Genomic DNA, 15,887 nt, shown 5'->3' on the forward strand with positions numbered 1-15,887 from the left:
TCGCCGCTCCTTCAGAGGTGAGTGCCGAAGTTCTCGAAAATAAGAACCAGCGGCTGGCTCATTTGTTCATGATATGTTCTAATACAAAGCTAACGGCGCCGGCAGAGTCAATCGAATTAGCGCATCCAAAGATTCATGAGCGGAATCAAAGAGATTCAAACATGGACGTACAACGCAAGCTGGAGATTCTGGCGGATGCCGCCAAATACGACGCATCCTGCGCCTCCAGCGGCACCGAGAAGCGGGATTCCAGCGACGGCAAGGGGATGGGCTCGACCGCGCCCGGCATGGGCATCTGCCATTCCTACGCGCCGGACGGACGCTGCATCTCGCTGCTCAAGGTGCTGCTGACCAACGCCTGCAATTACGATTGCCTCTATTGCGTCAACCGCGCGTCCTCGAACGTGCCACGCGCCCGCTTCACCATCGACGAGGTCGTCAAGCTGACGCTCGACTTCTACCGGCGCAATTACATCGAGGGCCTGTTTCTCTCTTCCGGCATCATCCGCAGCCCCGATTACACGATGGAGCAAGTGGTGAACGTCGCGCGAAAACTGCGCGAGGAGCATCACTTCCGCGGCTACATTCACCTGAAGACCATTCCCGAAGCCGACGACGCGCTGATCGCGGAGGCCGGCAAATATGCCGACCGTCTCTCCATCAACATCGAGATGCCTGAGGAGACCAGCCTGCGGCAATTCGCGCCGGAGAAGGACGTGCGCGCGATCCGCCGCACCATGGGCCGGCTGCGACTGAAGCTGGACGAGGCCGAGGACAGCCGCAGCGCAAAGAGCAAGGTCAAGCCGCAGCGCTTCGCGCCGGCGGGCCAGAGTACGCAGATGATCGTCGGCGCCGACGCGGCCTCCGATCACACCATTCTCCACACCAGCGCCAATCTCTACGGCGCCTACCGGCTGCGGCGCGTCTATTACTCCGCTTTCAGCCCGATCCCCGATGCCAGCCGCGCCCTGCCCCTGCGGGCGCCGCCGCTGCTGCGCGAGCACCGGCTCTACCAGGCCGACTGGCTGATGCGGTTCTACGGCTTCGATGTCGGCGAGATCGTCGACGACAGCGCGATGCTGCCGCTCGACATCGATCCCAAGCTGGCCTGGGCGCTGCGCCACCGCGACCGCTTCCCGCTCGACGTCAACCGCGCCAGCCGCGAGGAATTGCTGCGCGTGCCGGGCTTCGGCACCAAGGCGGTCGAACGCATCATCGCGACGCGGCGCACCACCACGATCCGTCTTGCCGATCTCGCGCGGCTACACGTGCCCCGGAACAAGGCGCTGCCGTTCATCGTCCTCAGCGATCACCGACCCTCGCTCCATCGGCTCGACGCTGCCGGGCTGATCGAACGGTTCAAGCCGAAGGCAACGCAACTGGGGTTTGGCTTCTGATGCAGTACATCACCCTCGATACCGAAACCGATTTCGACGGCTGGCGCAAAGCCGCCCGTACGCTCGTTCTACATCATGTGGAGCCGCGTGATATCACCTGGACCGTGCGAGGTGGCGAAGTGGAATTGTTTGCGCCACCCGCGCCGTCTCCGATCCTCGAGGTGAACGACGGCACCTTCAACGTATCAGCAAAATTCGTCGAGCTGGCCAAGGCCGCCATCCTGCACCGCGATGTCGAGCGTTTTGCGATCCTCTATCGCCTACTCTGGCGATTGAGGGACAATCACGACCTCATCGAGGTTGCGACCGATCCTGACGTCGCGCAGGTCACGACCATGGCAAAAGCGGTCTATCGCGACGAGCACAAGATGCATGCCTTCGTCCGCTTCCGCGAGATCGGCCGGGAACGCCAGGCGCATTACGTCGCCTGGTTCGAGCCTGAGCATCATATCGTCGAGCTCGCTGCGCCGTTCTTCACCAAGCGCTTTGCCGACATGCCCTGGTCGATCCTGACACCGGACCTCTGCGCGCATTGGGATGGCCACGCACTTTCGTTCACATCCGGCGTCAGAAGGAGCGAAGCACCGAGCGAAGACCGGCTGGAAGAAACCTGGCGGCGCTACTACGCCAGCATCTTCAATCCGGCACGGCTCAAGGTGAAGGCGATGCAGGGCGAAATGCCGAAGAAATATTGGAGGAACCTGCCCGAGGCTTCGATCATTAAGCCCTTGATCGAGGACGCCGAGCGCATGACCGGTGCCATGATCGCCAATGCCGCAACCGATCCGCACAAGCCTCAGAAGCGGCCGGAGGCCCCGATGAAACGCAAGCTTGCTGCCGACGATCTCGAAGCGCTCCGCGAAGAGGCCGCGCATTGCCGCTCCTGCCATCTCTACAAGGACGCGACCCAGACCGTGTTCGGCGAAGGCCCGAAGTCCGCCAACATCATGCTGGTCGGCGAACAGCCCGGCGACAAGGAAGACCTCGTCGGCCATCCTTTTGTCGGTCCGGCCGGTCAGATGCTCGACCGTGCGCTGGAGGAAGCCGGCGTCGACCGCAGGAAGGTCTATGTCACCAATGCGGTCAAGCACTTCAAATTCGTGCCGCGTGGAAAAATCCGCCTGCACCAGAAGCCGAACACACCTGAGATCCGAGCCTGCCGGCAATGGTACGAGCGGGAAGTTGCGGCAATCCAGCCCGATCTCATCGTGGCGATGGGCGCGACCGCCGCGCAAAGCGTGTTCGGCAAGATCACCCCGATCGGCAAGAACCGCGGCCGGCTCATTGACCTTCCCGACGGACGCAAAGCACTCGTGACGGTGCATCCGTCCTATCTGCTGCGGCTGCCGGATCCGGAAGCCAAGGTGCTGGAGTATCGGCGCTTTGTCGAGGATTTGAAGATCGCCGCTGCCTTGCAGAAGAAGGCCGCCCGCGCTGCCTGATGTCCCGGCCCTTGCATCGCAGTGCGATGCGGCTAGGGGACGCGCCCGACGACTAGGCGCGTCCCAAGTACCAGGCTGTCATTCCGGGGCGGTCCGCAGGACCGAACCCGGAATCTCGAGATTCCCCGGTGCGCAATTGCGCACCTGAGGTCTGGTCCTTCGGACCATCCCGGAATGACGACGGAGCGTTACGACGCCGCCAGCGATTGCTCGATCAGCTTGACCCAGTAGGACGTGCCGTAGACGATCGCCTCGTCGTTGAAATTGTAGGCGGGGTGATGCAAGCCGGCGCTGTCGCCATTGCCGCAGAAGATGAAGGCGCCGGGCCGTGCTTCCAGCATGTAGGCGAAATCCTCGCCGCCCATCAGCGGCGCCATGTCGTGCACATTGGCTTCGCCCGCGACCTGCTCGGCGACGCGCCGCGCCACTTCGGTCTCCGCCGCATGATTGTTCACGACGGGATAATTGCGCTTGTAGCGCAGGTCGATCTTGGCGCCGGTGATCTGCGCCACGCCTGCGACGACTTCATGCACGCGCTTCTCGACCAGCTTGCGCACCTCCGGCGTCAGCGTGCGGATGGTGCCTCGCAGCGTCGCGGTCTGCGGAATGACGTTGCGGGCGTTGCCGGCGTGGAATTCGCAGATCGAGATCACGGCCGATTCAAGCGGATCGACGCTGCGCGCGACGATCGACTGCAGTGCCGTGATCACCTGCGCACCGACCAGCACGGAATCGACGCATTTGTGCGGACGCGCGGCGTGGCCGCCGACGCCCTCGATCATGATGTCGACCTCGTCGGTCGCTGCCATGATCGGACCCGGGCGGATCGCGAACGAACCGATCGGGATGCCCGGCCCGTTGTGCATGCCGTAGACCTGGTCGATGCCGAAGCGTTCCATCAGGCCGTCCTTGACCATGGCCGCGCCGCCGGCACCGCCCTCCTCGGCCGGCTGGAAGATCACCACGGCATCGCCGGCAAAATTGCGGGTCTCGGCGAGATAGCGGGCGGCCCCCAGCAGCATCGCAGTATGGCCGTCATGGCCGCAGGCGTGCATCTTGCCGGGGATCTTGGAGGCGTAAGGCAGATTGGTCTGCTCCTCGACCGGCAGCGCGTCCATGTCGGCACGCATGCCGATCACCTTGGGCCCCTCGCCGACCGGCTTGTTGCCCTTGATCACTCCGACCACGCCGGTCTGGCCGAGACCGGTCACGACCTCATCGCACCCGAACTCCCGCAGCCGATCCGCGACGAATGCTGCGGTGCGGTGAACGTCGTACAGCAGCTCGGGGTGCTCATGGATGTCCCGCCGCCAGGCCTGGATGTCGGGCTGAAGGTCGGCGACGCGGTTCACGATGGGCATGGAAGGTCTCGAGCTTTGTTGGCAATACAGGACTCTCTACCATGCAAGCGCCGGTCCACCCAACCGGCGGAGGGTCCAGGGTAGCTCTGTTCTCTCGTCATGGCCGGGCTTGTCCCGATCCGCTGCGTCTGCCTATTAGACGAAACGCGAAGTGACCATCCGGGTGGAAACAGAATGCCAAGGCGGCTCGAAGGTGAGTTTGACTACATTGTCGTCGGAGCCGGTACGGCCGGCTGCATCGTCGCCAACCGGCTCTCGGCCGATCCGAACAACCGAGTCCTCATTCTCGAAGCTGGCGGCGACGACAATTGGATCTGGTTCCACATCCCGGTCGGCTATCTCTTCGCGATCGGCAATCCCCGCTCGGACTGGATGTTCAAGACCGAGGCGGAGCCCGGCCTGAACGGTCGTTCGCTCGCCTATCCCCGCGGCAAGGTGATCGGCGGTTGCTCGGCGATCAACGCCATGATCTCGATGCGCGGACAGGCCGCCGATTACGATCATTGGCGCCAGCTTGGGCTGACCGGCTGGGGCTATGACGACGTGCTGCCGCTGTTCAAGCGGCTGGAAGATCACTTCCTCGGCGCCAGCGATCATCACGGTGCCGGCGGCGGCTGGCGAATCGAGGCGCCGCGGCTGTCATGGGCCGTTCTCGACGCCGTCGGTGACGCCGCCGAGGAGATGGGCATCAGGCGCATTCCGGATTTCAACACCGGCGACAACGAAGGCACGAGCTATTTCCACGTCAACCAGAAGCGCGGCCGGCGCTGGTCGTCGGCGCGCGGTTTCCTCAAGCCCGCACTGAACCGCCCCAATCTGCGGCTCGAGAAGCATGTGCTGGTCGACCGCCTCATCATCGAGCAAGGCCGCGCCGTCGGCGTCCGCTTCATCCAGAACGGCGAGATCGTCGAGGCGAGCGCGAAACGCGAGGTCATCCTCTCGGCAGGCTCGATCGGCTCGGTGCAGGTGCTGCATCGCTCCGGCATCGGACCGGCCGACTGGCTGTCGCCGCTCGGCATCGACATCGTCATGGACAAGCCCGGTGTGGGACGCAACCTCCAGGACCACCTGCAGCAGCGCGCGATCTACCGGGTCGAGGGCGTCCGCACCCTGAACGAGACCTATTACAATCTCTTCCGCCGCGGCCTGATGGGTCTCGACTACGCCTTCCGCCGACGCGGGCCGCTGACCATGGCGCCGTCGCAGCTCGGCATCTTCACGCGCTCGGACGCGACGCGCGCCCGCGCCAACATCCAGTTTCACGTGCAGCCGCTGTCGCTCGACAAGTTCGGCGATCCCCTGCACCGCTTTCCCGCCATCACCGTCAGCGCCTGCAATCTGCAGCCGACCTCTCGCGGCACCGTTCGCTTGCGCGCGGCGACACCTGATGAGAAGCCGATCATCGCGCCGAACTACCTGTCGACCGACGACGACCGCCAGGTCGCCGCCGACGCCATCCGCACCACGCGACGCCTGATGCAGCAGAAGGCGCTCGCAAAATATCGTCCAAGCGAATATCTGCCCGGGCCGACGGTAGGCGATGACGACGCTTCTCTGGCGAAGGCCGCCGGCGACATCGGCACCACCATTTTCCACCCCGTCGGCACCGCGAAGATGGGGACGGCAAGCGATCCGATGGCTGTGGTGGACGAGCGGTTGCGCTTCTACGGCCTCTCGGGCTTACGCATCGTCGATGCCTCGATCATGCCGACGATCACGTCCGGAAACACCAACACACCGACGGCGATGATTGCGGAGAAAGGCGCGACGATGATCCTGGAGGATGCGAGGTAGCATCCGATCACCATGATCTGTCAGCGCTTTTCAATCGGCCCCACTGATGCACAAATCGCCATGCTGCAATGGGGCGAGAGCGGGAAGCCGCCCGCTCTCCTCGTGCACGGCACCGGTTTCGTCGCCGACGTCTGGGACGAGGTCGCGCGCGAGCTTGCATCGACCTACACGGTCTATGCGCTCGACCGCCGCGGCCATGGCGCGAGCCACAAGCCCCGCGCCTATCATTTCCTGGACTATGCGCAGGACGTCTGCCACGTGATCGATGCGCTCGATCTCCGCGACATCTACGGCATTGGGCACAGCGCGGGGGCGACCGATCTCCTGCTCGCGGCGAAACTCTTGCCCGGCCGCTTCACGCGCCTGTTCGTGATGGAGCCGACAGTGATGGATCCGCGCAGGACGCGCTCCGGCGGACTGAGCGAGGAATCCTTGTCCCGCGTCGAGAGCACGCTGCGCCGACGCGCTGAGTTCGACAGTGCCGACGCCGTGTTCGAGCGCTATCGCGCCGTGCCGGCCTTCGCGGACTGGACCGAGACCTCGCTGCGCGCCTATGTGCGCCACGGCTTCGTGCCGCTCGACGATGGCCGCGTCCGACTCTGCTGCACACCCGAGATCGAGTCCGCGATCCTGCGCCCGATCTACGAGGCGATGGAGCAGGTGTACATGGGCGACGCCCGCGGCAATCCGTTTGCCTGGCTGACCGAGATCGACTGCCCGGTGCGCGTCACGACCGCCGCAAATTCAGGGCCGATCTACAAGGAGATGGCGCGACGCGCCGTGTCGCTGATCCCGCGCGTCAGCACATTGGTCTTCGAAGGCGCCGGCCATTGCGTGGCTCAGGAAGTGCCGGCGGCCGTGGCCGCAGCCGTGCGGGAGTTCGCGAAATAGGTCTGGTGCCCCGGATGCCGCGCAGCACACAGTGATACGCTCGAGAGCCGGGGCCCATCTTGCCGCATACTGTGCAGCCTGTTGGGTCCCGCCGCTCCGTGCTGCGTGGCTTTGCGATCGGCTCGGCGGTCTCCGCGCTTGCCGCCTCATCAGCGATATCGGCGCCGACGAGCCCGCCGAATTCGTCGACGAGTTCGAGGCGGCAATGAAGGAGAATGTGGAGGGATTGCAGCGCCTCAAAGGGGGCTACAGGAATGTATCAGAAATCGATACAATTTCTTTTCCTTACGTATCATACAGTGATACACTACGCGCATGATCAGGACGTTTCGGGACAAAGCGACTGAAGCGGTCTTTAACGGCGATAGTCCCAAAGGCTTTCCGGCCGACCTCGTGAAGGTTGCACGCCGGAAATTGCGCTATCTTCACGCCGCAGGTGAACTCGCCGATTTAACCGCCTCGAGGCCCTCACGGCTGATCGCAAGGGACAGCATTCGATCAGGATCAACGACCAGTTCCGGGTGTGCTTCGTCTGGACGGCACAGGGCCCCGCGGAGGTCGAGATCGTGGACTATCACTAGGAGAACGCGACGATGGCCAAGAAACTCAAGCCCATGCATCCTGGCGAGGTTCTGCGGGAAGAATTTCTGGTCCCGCTGAACATGTCCGCCGGCGCGCTTGCCAGGACATGCGGCCTGCCGCGCACACGTATTGAGCGGATTGCGAGTGAGCAGACTGGCGTCACCGCCGACACCGCACTTCGGCTCGCCAAGGCACTGGGCACAACGGCCGAGCTTTGGCTCAATCTTCAGAATGATTACGATATCCAGATCGCCAGACGCGACCTCGGCAAGGCGCTCGACCGCATCGAGACTGTCAACAAGCCCAAGGCAGCCTGAGCGACCGGCCCTACGCCGACCGTCGCACCGCGTTGTCCACCAGCGTCTTGCCGAGCGACCAGATCGCGCCGGGGACCTTGTGGCTGCCGGCGATGACGTCGTCGAAGGCGCGCTCGATCCAGCTGCAGTCTTCCTCGGTGATGGTGAGCGGAGGCAACAGCTTGATAGTGTGGCTGCCGTGACCGGCGACCTGGGTCAGAATCTTGTGATCCTTGAACAACGGCACGGTGATGAGCTGGCAGAACAGGCCCTTGTTGGCGGTCTCCAGCACGTTCCAGGAGGCGCGCAGGCGCAGCGACTTCGGCGGGCCGAACTCGACGCCGATCATCAGTCCCTTGCCGCGCACTTCCTTCATCAGCTCGTAACCGGGCACCATGCGCGTCAATGCGAGGCGCAGCTCGGCGCCGCGCTTGGCGGCGGATTCGATCAGCTTCTCCGATTCCATCACGTCGAGCGTGGCAATGCCCGCAGCCATGGCGAGGTCGTTCTTGGAGAAGGTGGAGCCGTGCACCACCGCCCGGTCCATCTGGTTGAAGATCTTGTCGAAGATGCTCTTGCGCGTCAGCACGGCGCCGACCGGCACGTGGCCGCCCGACAGCGACTTCGACAGCAGCACCATATCGGGCTCGACGTTCCAGTGCTCGACAGCAAGAAAGCGGCCGGTGCGGCCCATGCCGGTCTGGATCTCGTCGGCGACGAACAGCGTGCCGTATTTCTTGCAGAGCGCGGCCGCGCCGGGCAGGAACTCGTCGGTGGGCATGTTGACGCCCTTGCCCTGGATCGGCTCGACGACGAAGGCCGCAACCTCGCGCGAGGCCAGGGCCTTTTCCAGCGCAGCCAGATCGTTGAACGGGACCGGGGTGCAGCCCGGCAGCAGCGGCTCGAAGCCGGTGCGGAAGTTCGAATCGCCCGTCAGCGACAGCGCGCCATAGGTCAGGCCGTGGTAGCCGTGGGCGCAATAGACGATGCCGGGGCGGCCGGTCGCGCCACGCGCAAATTTGATCGCGGCCTCGACGCATTCCGCGCCGGAATTGGCGAAGAACGCCTTGTCGAGATAGGGGACGTATTTCAGCAGCCGCTCGGCCAGCACGCCGGCGAGCGTCGAGACGTCGAACTGGACGAGGTTGGGCAGGTCGGCATCGAGGACGCTCTTGAGCGCATCGCGCATGACAGGATGATTGCGCCCGATCGCGAACACGCCAAAGCCGGACAACAGGTCAAGGTAGCGAGCGCCCTCGCGATCGTAAAGGTACTGCCCCTGCCCCTTCTGGAAGCCGACATCGTAGCCGATGGTCTTGAGAACCCGGACGAACTGCTCGTTCAGATACCGGTTATGCAGGGTGCTGCGCTGGGCCTGACGGTCCGCGAATAGCTGAGACATGTCTGGATTTGGGCTGTGCATCCGCTACATACTTCGATTGGAGGCCGTCTCGTCAACTGAAAACGGACCGCTGCTGAAAACGGTCTGTGCGGCCTTTTGCCCTTTTTCGGACCATCTTCGCAAGCACAGCTTTTAGATCATGTTGCACTGCCAAGGAACCATCATGCGTTTAGCCCTTTACACCGGACTAATACTGGCTGGCGGTTACACCTGCCTGACACCCGCGCTCGCTGCAGACCCGACCGGCGACTGGCGGGTGGCCGACAGCGTTGCCAACATTCGTGTCGCCCAATGTTATGGCAGCATGTGGGGCGCGGTCTCCTGGGAAAAGCAACCCGGCGGGCGCGACGAGAACAATCCGGATGTCTCGAAAAAGAACAGGCCGACGCTGGGTATGGCAACCTTGATCGACATGAAGAAGAAGCCCGGTATCGATCAGTGGGAAGGGCAGGTCTACAACGCCAAGGATGGACAGCTCTATAGCGCGACCATCACGCCGGCCGGTCCCGACCAACTCGAAATCAAGGGCTGCGTGATGGGCTTCCTCTGCGGCGGCGAGACCTGGACCCGGGTCGGCCCGCCAATCCCCTCGAGTCCCGTCAACGCCATGGCCAAGGGCGCGCCGAAATCCGGCGGCGCCGCGCCGCCGAAGGCTCAAGGTGCGCAGGCAGCTCAAGCCACGACAGGCGCCACGGCACCTGCGCCTGCGCCTGCAGCTCCGAAGGCCGCCGGCGCCGCCAAGCCCGGTCAGAAGGGCGCCGCTGACCCCGTCGGCGACATCTGCCTACTCCCTGAGATTGCGGGGTTTGCCCATTAGGGCCGGCTGAAACAGCAGCACGGCGGCAAGCGTGGTCACCAGCGAGAGTGCCAGCAGCTTGCCCATGCTGGATGTGCCGGGATGGCTCGACAGCCACAGGCTGCCGAACGCGGTTGCCGTCGTCAGCGCGCTGAAAAAGATCGCGCGCGTGAGGCTGGTCTGGAGCAGGTTTGTTCTGCCCGAGCGCCACGCCACGACATAATAGATCTTGAAGGCGACACCGACGCCGAGCAGCAGCGGGAATGCAACGATATTGGCGAAGTTCAGCGGCAGGCCGATCAACACGCAGATTTCGAGCGTCACTGCGCCGGCAACCAGAAGCGGCACCAGCGTCATCAGCACGTCGACGAACCGGCGCAGCGTGATCCACAGCAAGAGCCCGATCACGACCAGCGCGTAGATGCCGGCGTGGATGAACGCCTTCACCACGGTGTCGCCGGATTTCAGGATCGAGACCGGTCCCCCGATCGCGGTCGGCTCGGCCGCGAGCACCGCCGCCGCGAATTTGCGCAGCGTGTCGTTGTCGTTGGGATCGCCCTTGGGCAGCGCCTCGACGCGGATGATGCCGTCCTTGCTCTTCCAGGCGTTGACGAGCTCGGGCGGCAGTGACTTCAGGGTGACCGGCCCGGCCTGCATGGCGTTCCTGAGCTGGTCGAACACGATCTTCATCGGCGTGACGAACACGTCCTGCGCCTTGTTGCGCGTGGCCTCGTCGCTATCGGCGAGCTTTTCGAGCGCGTCTGCAAGACGGCGCGAGGCGAGCGCCCCCGGCCCCTTCGCGTCGCCCGCGGTCCGGCGCAGATTGTCGACGGAAGATTTCAGCGACTCGACATTTTCCTGATCCGACGGCGCCGCATCGATCTGATCGGGGTTCAACGCGGGGTTCAGCACCTTGGCGCCTTGCGCGATCAGCTTCAGCTTCGGCGGCTGATCCTGCGGCACGAAACTGTTGAGTGACATCACCCTGAGCACCTCGGGCACTTTCTCGAGCCTCGCCTCAACCTGCCTCGCCTGCTCCTCCGACGTCGTCATCACGTTGATGGCATTGGCGCCGGTGTTGGGATCCTTGCGCAAATCGAGGAAGGTCGCGATCGATTCGGCCTTGGGATTGCGCAGGTTCATCGGGTTGAAGTCGAACTTCATGAAGTAGAGCAGCGGCAGGCCGCCAAGCGCGAGCAGCAGCGTGCCGCCGACGATCAGCACGCGATGCTTCTCCAGGAAGTGATCGAGCGGCGCCAGGAAGGCATAGCCGACGGGCTCCGGCTCGCCGGGCGGGTTCAGAAGCTTGAGCAGCGCCGGCAGCACGGTGATGCTGGACACGAACGCCACCAGCATGCCGACGCCGGCGATCTGCCCGAGTTCCGAGATGCCCTTGTAGTCGGTCGGCATGAAGCAGAGGAAGCCCGCAGCGGTGGCCATCGCCGCGAGCGACAGCGGCACCGCCGAGCGCTTGGCGGCCAGCACCAGCGCACCCGAGAGGTCATTGTGCTTGTAGCGCTCGGAGCGATAGCGGACGCTGTACTGGATGCCGAAATCGACGCCGAGGCCGACGAACAGCACCGCGAACGCGATCGACAGCAGATTGAGCGAGCCGACCATCATCAGGCCGGCCGCGGTGGTGATCGCAAGGCCCACGAAGAGATTGACGAACACCGCAAAGATGATCTTCGCCGAATGCAGCGCCAGCCACAGGATGAGCAGCACCACGAGAACGGTGCCGATGCCGTTGACGACGGCTCCCTCCTGGACGGTCGCGTATTCCTCGTTGGCGATCGGGACCGGGCCGGTCAGGCGCACCCGCGCCTGGTATTTGTTGGGGAAGTCCAGATCGGCCGCGGCTTTCCGGATCGCGTCGGTCGCGTCCTTGCCCGGCTCCAGCGCGTTGTAATCGAGGATGGGCTTGAACTCGATGAAGGCGCGCTTGTCCGAATCCTTCAACGGCTCGTCGCTGACGAGCTCGCGCCAGGAGAAGCTGGCATTGCCCTTGTTGAGCACGGTCTCGACGGTCTGCGCGATCAGGTTGAAGGGCCGCTCGGTGTTGTCGAGCTTGACCTGGCCTCGCTTGACGCCGGCAAGACCGGTTTCCAGCGCGCCGGTCAGGCCGCGGATCGAGGGATCGCCGGCCATGATCTCGATCAGGGGCGCGGCGGATTCGAGCTGGCCGGTCGTCTTGGCGACTTCCTCCGTCGGCAGGAACAGCAATCCATTCTTTTCGAAGAACTCGCCGCTACCGAGTTGCTGCATCGAGTGGAAGTTGGTCTTGTCGTCCTTCAGCCTTGCATAGAGCGCGTCTGCTGCGGCGCTCGCCATCTCCGGCGTCCGGGCCTCGATCACGGCGAGGATCGTTTCGTTCTGATCGAACGCCTGGTCGAATTGCTGGTCGCGCTTGCGCCAGTCGAGATTCTGGGAAATCAGCGAATTGATGTCGGTGTTGATGGCGAAGTGGCGCGCGGCGTAATAGCCCGCTCCCACCGACAGCAGGAGCCCGAGAAGGACGACGAGGGAGGCAAACCGGGTGCAGGCCCTGACGGTGGCAACGACGACGCTTTGCAGCACTTCTTTTCTTTCTGCGGTTACAGCTTGCCAGAAACGCCCGCTGTTTATCGGAGTTTCCGGGCGAAACCTATTGCTGTTTTGAGTGGTTCCCGCCGCGAGAAGGTTCGAGGTAAACGGCGGAGACCGAGGCAAAAATCATGCGGGGCGGCCGGTATAGCCGGGGAGTTGAGGCGGGAAAGTGACGAAGGACGATGCACGAATGTCGCGCATTTGCGCCCATCGCATATCCTACCATGATACCTCAACAATCGGACCCGTAGCGGTCCGACCTTTCCTTAATGCCGATTTTTTGACACAAAGTATTGCGCCTCCATGCGCCGGAGCCCCTTCCGGGGGTGGGCGGCTACCGCGTATGCGAACCAATGGTGCGGATATTGCAACTCATTGGTCAGTATCGGGGTGCCGTCGGGGACTTACATAAGCGGATTGGTGCAACTTGCGTAATGGGCGTCCAATGGAAGTGTATCTGGCGCAACCGCGCGGCTTCTGCGCGGGCGTGGTGCGTGCGATCGAGATCGTGGAACGGGCGCTGGAGAAATACGGCCGCCCGGTCTACGTGCGCCATGAGATCGTGCATAACAAATACGTCGTCGAGAGCCTGAAGAGCAAAGGTGCGATCTTCGTCGAGGAACTCTCCGAGGTTCCGCCGAAGGCGGTGACGGTTTTCAGCGCCCATGGTGTCGCCCGCAGCGTCGAGGAAGAGGCCGCCGCGCGCGATCTTCCGGTGCTCAATGCCACCTGCCCCCTGGTCACGAAGGTTCACAATCAGGGGAAGCGCTACATCGGCAAGGGCCGCACGCTGATCCTGATCGGCCATGCCGGCCACCCCGAGGTCGAGGGCACGATGGGCCAGGTCCCCGGGCCCGTGCAGCTTGTCCAGAGCGTTGAAGAGGTTAAGGCGCTCACGCTGCCGGCGGATACGCCGGTGGCCTACATCACCCAGACCACCCTGTCGGTCGACGACACCAAGGACATCATCGCCGCCCTGCAGGCCCGCTTTACAGACATTCAAGGTCCGGATATCCGGGATATCTGCTATGCGACACAGAACCGCCAATCTGCGGTAAGGGACTTGAGCAAACTGGTCGACGTGATCCTGGTGGTGGGCGCTGCCAACAGCTCGAACTCGAACCGGCTTCGCGAAATCGGCACCGAGGCCGGCGTCGCGAGTTATTTGATTGCCGACGGCAGCGAGCTCAATCCGGAGTGGCTGAAAAATGCCAGGACCGTCGGCATCACGGCCGGCGCCTCGGCGCCCGAGGTACTCGTGGATGACGTGATCGAAGCGATGCGGCGGATCGGACCGGTCAAGGTCCAGGTGTTGCCGGGCCGCGAGGAGAACATCGAATTTCGGCTTCCGGCCCAATTGGCTGCGAGCTGACCCACCCGAATTTCAAGCCCAGAAAGAAACGTGTAATGGCCATCCCCTTCTTCAAGGAAATGCGTATCGGCGGCTATTTGCTCAAGCAGAAACTGCTTGGCCGCAAGCGCTATCCGCTCGTGCTGATGCTGGAGCCGCTGTTTCGCTGCAATCTCGCCTGCGTCGGCTGCGGCAAGATCGACTATCCCGACGCGATCCTCAACCGCCGCATGACGGCGCAGGAGTGCTGGGACGCCGCCGACGAGTGCGGCGCGCCGATGGTCGCCATTCCCGGCGGCGAGCCGCTGATCCACAAGGAGATCGGCGAGATCGTGCGCGGCCTCGTCGCACGCAAGAAGTTCGTCTCGCTCTGCACCAACGCGCTGCTGCTCGAGAAGAAGCTCGACCTGTTCGAGCCCTCGCCCTACCTGTTCTTCTCGGTGCATCTCGACGGCCTGCGCGACCACCACGACAAGGCGGTGTCGCAGAAGGGCGTGTTCGACCGCGCCGTCTCCGCGATCAAGGCAGCCAAGGCGCGCGGCTTCACCGTCAACGTCAACGCCACCATCTTCGACGGCCATCCGGCCGAGGAGATCGCGAAATTCCTCGACCTCACGGTCGAACTCGGCGTCGGTGTCTCGATGTCGCCGGGCTACGCCTATGAGCGCGCGCCGGACCAGGAGCACTTCCTCAACCGCACCAAGACCAAGAAGCTGTTCCGCGACGTCTTTGCCATGGGCAAGGGCATGAAGTGGAATTTCATGCATTCCGGCCTGTTCCTGGACTTCCTCGCCGGCAACCAGGAATACGAGTGCACGCCCTGGGGCATGCCCGCGCGCAACATCTTCGGCTGGCAGAAGCCCTGCTACCTGCTCGGTGAAGGCTACGCCAAAACCTTCAAGGAGCTGATGGAGACCACCGACTGGGAAACCTACGGCACCGGCAAGTACGAAAAGTGCGCCGACTGCATGGCCCATTGCGGCTACGAGCCCACGGCCGCGACGGCCGCGCTCAACAACCCGCTGAAGGCGATGTGGGTGTCGCTGCGCGGCATCAAGACCTCCGGCCCGATGGCGCCGGAGATCGACATGAGCAAGCAGCGCCCGGCGCAGTACATCTTCTCGGAGCAGGTCCAGAAGAAGCTCTCCGAGATCCGCAAGGACGAGGCCGAGGCTGCGCAGGCGAAGGCCGCGCAGAAGGCTTCGACGGCGGCATAGGCCGACGCACTCAACTCTCACGACAAAGTCCCGGCCGCGATCGCGACCGGGCCTTTGTCTTGTAGGAGGCAATGCCGCAAGGATAGCTCTTCGTGTCCCGGATGCGCTGCAGCGTGCAACGCTGCGGCGCAGAGCCGGGACCCAGAGCCGCACGTCCCCGGTGATGCATGGGCCCCGGCTCTACACCGCACCGCGCAAGTGCGCGCTGCGCCGCATCCGGGGCACGAGACCTGCGCGACCATCCATTTGACCTCAGGCGACGGTTCGAGAAGGCACACCATCGCGTTCTCGCGGCTGCTTTCGCCCGAGCTTTGCTGTTCGTTTCGCCCCATGGAAGCCAAAGGGCGCAGGGAAGACCGGGCGCCGGCGGCACCCGCAGATCCGTGCGCAACGAAAAATGCACACGGGGTGGATCACAGGTGATGCCGGTCGCCCGGCCTTCCCTGCGCGGATGGTTTTAACGGTGTCCTTCGCGCTCTTGTGTCCGCAAAATCTGCCAGGATGTGACAACGGGCGGTTCTGACCAACCGCCCGTCGCTGGATCCGAGCCCGTTCGTGCTCAAAGGCCTAGAGCCTGTCGGGGAGCGTGGGACGGATTCGGCGTGTCTTCCTCAACCCGAACAGTTGCATGGGCTTCGAGCCCGAACCGAGCAAGGAAGGGAGTGGATGATGGCACAAAACAGTCGCGTTGTCGTCGGGATTGATGTGGCCAAGGACAAGGTGGATGCATGCATTCGCTCGCTGTCGCAACGGCAAGCGTTCCCGAGCGGTG

Annotated in this window: 11 protein-coding genes and 1 pseudogene; 9 read left to right on the plus strand and 3 right to left on the minus strand. The window is 63.7% G+C overall.

The window, feature by feature from the left end; all coding sequences use genetic code 11:
- The first annotated feature begins 161 nt into the window (after nucleotides 1-161).
- Nucleotides 162-1,397 (plus strand): putative DNA modification/repair radical SAM protein, encoded by a 1,236-nt coding sequence (locus tag H1B27_RS35175; protein WP_061878059.1) that lies wholly within the window; start codon nucleotides 162-164, stop codon nucleotides 1,395-1,397.
- On the plus strand, nucleotides 1,397-2,839 hold the full coding sequence (locus tag H1B27_RS35180; RefSeq protein WP_197969201.1) for a UdgX family uracil-DNA binding protein: 1,443 nt from the start codon (nucleotides 1,397-1,399) through the stop codon (nucleotides 2,837-2,839). The genes H1B27_RS35175 and H1B27_RS35180 overlap by 1 nt, the downstream gene beginning before the upstream one ends.
- 188 nt (nucleotides 2,840-3,027) lie before the next feature.
- Here the strand turns inward: H1B27_RS35180 and H1B27_RS35185 are convergent, their stop codons facing one another.
- Complete coding sequence (locus H1B27_RS35185) at nucleotides 3,028-4,200, minus strand: M20 aminoacylase family protein (RefSeq protein ID WP_061878061.1); 1,173 nt, start codon at nucleotides 4,198-4,200, stop codon at nucleotides 3,028-3,030.
- Between the two features lie 174 nt (nucleotides 4,201-4,374).
- On the opposite strand from H1B27_RS35185, the gene H1B27_RS35190 reads away from it, so the two are divergent.
- From H1B27_RS35190 to H1B27_RS35205, 4 genes and pseudogenes are all read left to right on the plus strand, one after another.
- On the plus strand, nucleotides 4,375-5,994 hold the full coding sequence (locus H1B27_RS35190; protein ID WP_197969202.1) for a GMC family oxidoreductase: 1,620 nt from the start codon (nucleotides 4,375-4,377) through the stop codon (nucleotides 5,992-5,994).
- A 12-nt stretch (nucleotides 5,995-6,006) separates the two neighbouring features.
- Nucleotides 6,007-6,885 carry an alpha/beta fold hydrolase gene (locus tag H1B27_RS35195; protein WP_197969203.1) on the plus strand — a complete coding sequence of 293 codons (879 nt, stop codon included), beginning with the start codon at nucleotides 6,007-6,009 and terminating at the stop codon, nucleotides 6,883-6,885.
- A 315-nt stretch (nucleotides 6,886-7,200) separates the two neighbouring features.
- Nucleotides 7,201-7,466, plus strand: a pseudogene (locus tag H1B27_RS35200) (type II toxin-antitoxin system RelE/ParE family toxin).
- 12 nt (nucleotides 7,467-7,478) lie between these two features.
- Entirely contained in the window at nucleotides 7,479-7,784 is a 306-nt protein-coding gene (locus H1B27_RS35205; protein ID WP_197969204.1) for a HigA family addiction module antitoxin, read from the plus strand.
- A gap of 10 nt (nucleotides 7,785-7,794) precedes the next feature.
- On the opposite strand, the gene hpnO is transcribed toward H1B27_RS35205, so the two are convergent.
- Nucleotides 7,795-9,186, minus strand: coding sequence for an aminobacteriohopanetriol synthase HpnO (gene hpnO, locus H1B27_RS35210; protein WP_028176727.1), 1,392 nt, complete (start codon nucleotides 9,184-9,186; stop codon nucleotides 7,795-7,797).
- Nucleotides 9,187-9,328: 142 nt separating this feature from the next.
- Here hpnO and H1B27_RS35215 point away from each other — a divergent pair, with 142 nt between their 5' ends.
- Nucleotides 9,329-9,982 carry a DUF2147 domain-containing protein gene (locus tag H1B27_RS35215; RefSeq protein WP_197969205.1) on the plus strand — a complete coding sequence of 218 codons (654 nt, stop codon included), beginning with the start codon at nucleotides 9,329-9,331 and terminating at the stop codon, nucleotides 9,980-9,982.
- Here H1B27_RS35215 and hpnN read toward each other — a convergent pair.
- The gene (gene hpnN, locus H1B27_RS35220; protein WP_197969206.1) at nucleotides 9,950-12,538 is read right to left on the minus strand and encodes a hopanoid transporter HpnN; all 2,589 of its coding nucleotides are present in this window, start codon (nucleotides 12,536-12,538) and stop codon (nucleotides 9,950-9,952) included. The genes H1B27_RS35215 and hpnN overlap by 33 nt on opposite strands.
- A 454-nt stretch (nucleotides 12,539-12,992) precedes the next feature.
- On the opposite strand from hpnN, the gene ispH reads away from it, so the two are divergent.
- Both ispH and hpnH read left to right on the plus strand, forming a co-directional pair.
- On the plus strand, nucleotides 12,993-13,919 hold the full coding sequence (gene ispH, locus H1B27_RS35225; RefSeq protein ID WP_197969207.1) for a 4-hydroxy-3-methylbut-2-enyl diphosphate reductase: 927 nt from the start codon (nucleotides 12,993-12,995) through the stop codon (nucleotides 13,917-13,919).
- 35 nt (nucleotides 13,920-13,954) lie between these two features.
- Nucleotides 13,955-15,115: an adenosyl-hopene transferase HpnH gene (gene hpnH, locus H1B27_RS35230; protein ID WP_197969208.1), complete on the plus strand. Its 1,161-nt coding sequence runs from the start codon at nucleotides 13,955-13,957 to the stop codon at nucleotides 15,113-15,115.
- Nucleotides 15,116-15,887: the final 772 nt, after the last annotated feature.

The sequence above is a fragment of the Bradyrhizobium diversitatis genome (assembly GCF_016031635.1).
GTDB lineage: Bacteria > Pseudomonadota > Alphaproteobacteria > Rhizobiales > Xanthobacteraceae > Bradyrhizobium > Bradyrhizobium diversitatis.